The organism is Enterobacter cloacae complex sp. IR5441 (assembly GCF_049238215.1).
Taxonomy (GTDB): Bacteria; Pseudomonadota; Gammaproteobacteria; order Enterobacterales; family Enterobacteriaceae; genus Enterobacter; species Enterobacter hormaechei_C.
In genome coordinates this window covers 1-3,095 of sequence record NZ_JBMKIA010000085.1, presented here as the reverse complement: position 1 = coordinate 3,095, position 3,095 = coordinate 1, and the positions used below count along the sequence as shown (strand labels likewise).

General features: G+C 50.1%; 2 protein-coding genes. Both read left to right on the top strand.

All coding sequences use genetic code 11. The annotated features are described in order from the left end of the window. The first annotated feature begins 328 nt into the window (after positions 1 to 328). Positions 329 to 1,315, top strand: coding sequence for a hypothetical protein (locus ACOTX5_RS26285; RefSeq protein WP_000211823.1), 987 nt, complete (start codon positions 329 to 331; stop codon positions 1,313 to 1,315). Beyond that, entirely contained in the window at positions 1,312 to 3,072 is a 1,761-nt protein-coding gene (locus ACOTX5_RS26280) for an ATP-dependent helicase (RefSeq protein ID WP_031942310.1), read from the top strand. The genes ACOTX5_RS26285 and ACOTX5_RS26280 overlap by 4 nt, the downstream gene beginning before the upstream one ends. Positions 3,073 to 3,095 lie beyond the last annotated feature (23 nt).

Here is a 3,095-nt window from a genome sequence, read left to right as displayed (position 1 = left end):
GGCTATTTGCAAACTAAGGTTGGAATTCCATCATTCTAGCCTTAGATCTTTGATCAAGTGAAGTTGCTCACTTGGTTGGATTTTACCGTTTCCTGACGGCTTTTCAGAAGCGAGGGCTGGTTGGAATGCCTTCCAGCTAGAAGTCTTGCAGATGCTCTCCGGGCATTAACTCATTGTCGAATCTGCACCAGTATCACTAGGTTGTTGAGCGGGCGATTAGCTTTTTCACTGAGCCGCTGTACACTCGACTGCTTCAAGAAGCACTACTTACCATTTGCCTGCCGTAAGGTCTGTTCTTAGCTGGATTTTTTTGGGAGGATACGCAGTCATGACAACTCAATCCAGCTCAATACAATACGCTTACGCGCTAGACGGCGAGGGCACCCTCACGCACATTGGCGCTGCCCTGCGCTCACATACTTACACCTGCCCAGGTTGTAAGAGCCCCCTGACCCCGGTAATGGGCGAGTTCAACGCTAAGCACTTTCGCCATTCGGAAGAATGCTGTGCCCTTGAAACCTATCTTCACAAGTGCGGCAAAGAAGCATTCTTCTATCGCTACCAACAAGCTCTCAGCCGTGAAATGCCTATTAGCCTTGAGCTGGAGCGCCGGGTTGCCTGTAATGGTTCTCGTTTAGCCTTGGTTAGAGACGAAGCACGTCAGTGCGTAAAATCCGTGCCTGCACGCTACAACTTGACTCAATTTTTCGATCAGGCAGAGCTGGAAAAACACGATAAGGTCACAGGGCTGCGACCAGACGTGATGTTGTATGATACGACTGGCGAAAGGCGTTGCTACGTAGAGATTTGTGTCACACACCCCTGCTCTCAAGACAAGATCGAAGCCGGTATCCCGATTCTTGAGTTTAAGGTCCAATCTGCCTCTGATATTCAGATGTTGCTTACCGGGGCCTACTCGATCAAGGAGAAGATCCTGAGAGTATTCAACTGGCTTCCCCCGTTTCAATCTGTGGACACCTGTAGCGGCGTCTGCTCAGTAGGTAACGTGGATATGTCTGTCTGGAGTTTAAGTGGTTCCGGCCGACTCAACGAACAAACGATGCCGCTCGCTGAAGTGGATTTAACAATCAATTCTGACGTGAACACATGGCCTAGATCGTTAGGGGCCGCTGAGCTGGCTGATAACTTACGAGCTTTTATCCGTCACGCCGATCCTCATTCACTATTTCCCAACTGCATTATGTGCGAGCAAGCAGGCCGATGGGAGGATGGCTATCTGCAATGTCACAGTAAGGCAAAGATCGTTCCCTACACCGAGGCCCGTCAGTGCGCCAATTACAAGGTTAAGGCATGACCAAAAGACTGACTTGGGAGCAGAAAAGTATTGTCAGCCATGACACCGGACATGCGTTGGTAAAAGCCGTACCTGGTAGCGGGAAAACAACCACACTTGTAAAGCGCGTTGAGCGGCTGGTCAAGACGGGAACTGATCCTCGCTCCATTCTGATCCTGATGTACAACAAGTCGGCGCAGGTGAGCTTCACGGAGAACTTGAAGACGGCACTGATGTCGAGCGTGATTCCAGAAATCCGCACGTTCCACAGCTTGGCCTTAAAGATTGTTGGTTACGGAGAACGCCAACAGATAATCAAGAAGAAAGACCTCATTACTCCAAGCGACTACCGCTATGAGCAACTGGTAAAGCAAGCCTACCGCTATGGCTTTGACCATGAGGCGAATTATATTGACCCCAATGAAATTGAAAACTTCGAGCTGTTTATTGCTCGCTGCCGGGCGGCGGCCGTAACTCCTGTTGATGCTGCCAATGATCCAACGTTCAGCAACATCAAACGGGAGTTTATTCACGCCTATGGCCGCTATTGTGAGCTGCTGGAGGAAAACAGTCTGCGAACCTTTGATGACTGTTTGATTGAGGCTGTCGCACTGTTGCGTAATGACAGCAGCCTTGGTGCCCACTTCAAGCACATCATTGTTGATGAATATCAGGACGTTAACCTGATACAGCATGACATGACCCGCTTGCTATCTAAGTCGGATACGTCGGTTATGGCTGTTGGTGATGTTAACCAGTGTATTTATGAGTGGCGTGGTGCTCGACCAGACTTTATCGGCGGACTGTTTGAAAGGCACTACCCGAATACGAAGGTGTTTCAACTGTCATGCACGTTCAGATTTGGCCATGAGCTTTCCTTGATGGCTAACTCGGTAATTCGGCGCAACTCTACAAAGCTGACCAAGCTTTGTGTCAGTCATCCTAGCACCCCCAAAACAGAGGTCAGATTGCACTTTGATAACTGCCTATCCAAGGTGCTATCAAACCTCTCGGTGAGCAGTGGAACACAAGCCATATTGTCCCGCACTAAGGCGAACCTTGCTGAGGCGGAAATTGCTTTACGCCTGTGTGGGCTACCTTATCGCTACCTCAATGGTTCAAGCGCATTACACACCCGCACCGAAATCGGGATACTGGTAGTTGGCGTCTTGCTGTCTGTGTACGGCGATCTGCGGCTACTGGAAAACCATCCCAACAAACAAGCGATTGTTTACGGCTTTCTGAAGGAGGCTGGTTTTAGATGGCAGAAAGGGCAATTCAAAGCGGCGCTCAGTGGATTGATGGCTCCGCACGCCGACCTATGGTCTGCTCTAGGTCAGTTATTCGAGGGCGCACAATACCAAAAAGATCGGCTGGGCAGGCTCGCCACTATCTGCCAGAAAGACGGAGAGGAAACGCCTGCTATCGATGTGTTACGACGCCTGAGTATGGAGGGTTTCATTGATAGTGTTGGCTCTGAGGGTGTAACTCGCACTGGATCGAACGACCAGCAACGAGGGGTCGTGAGGATCGGGGAGCTACTTGACTCCAGTAAGATCGATTCCCGCACGTTTTTAAACCTTATCTTGAATCCAGGCGAGGCTGCTACTGACTGCGATCCCTTCATCCTTTCCACACTGCATGGTTCCAAGGGGCTGGAGTGGGATAACGTAATACTGATCGGGGTCGTCTCAGAAAACGGAATCTATGGTCACTCCCGTTTTTGCAACACCGATTTTGACGATAAGTTGGCTTGCTTGAATCTATCCGGCGTCTGAATGGGATTTTATTCCCGCGCCTC

Bases quoted from the DNA above. Each gene is read 5' to 3' on its own strand.
- ACOTX5_RS26285 (WP_000211823.1), top strand. From the start codon at position 329: ATGACAACTCAATCCAGCTCAATACAATACGCTTACGCGCTAGACGGC.
- ACOTX5_RS26280 (WP_031942310.1), top strand. From the start codon at position 1,312: ATGACCAAAAGACTGACTTGGGAGCAGAAAAGTATTGTCAGCCATGAC.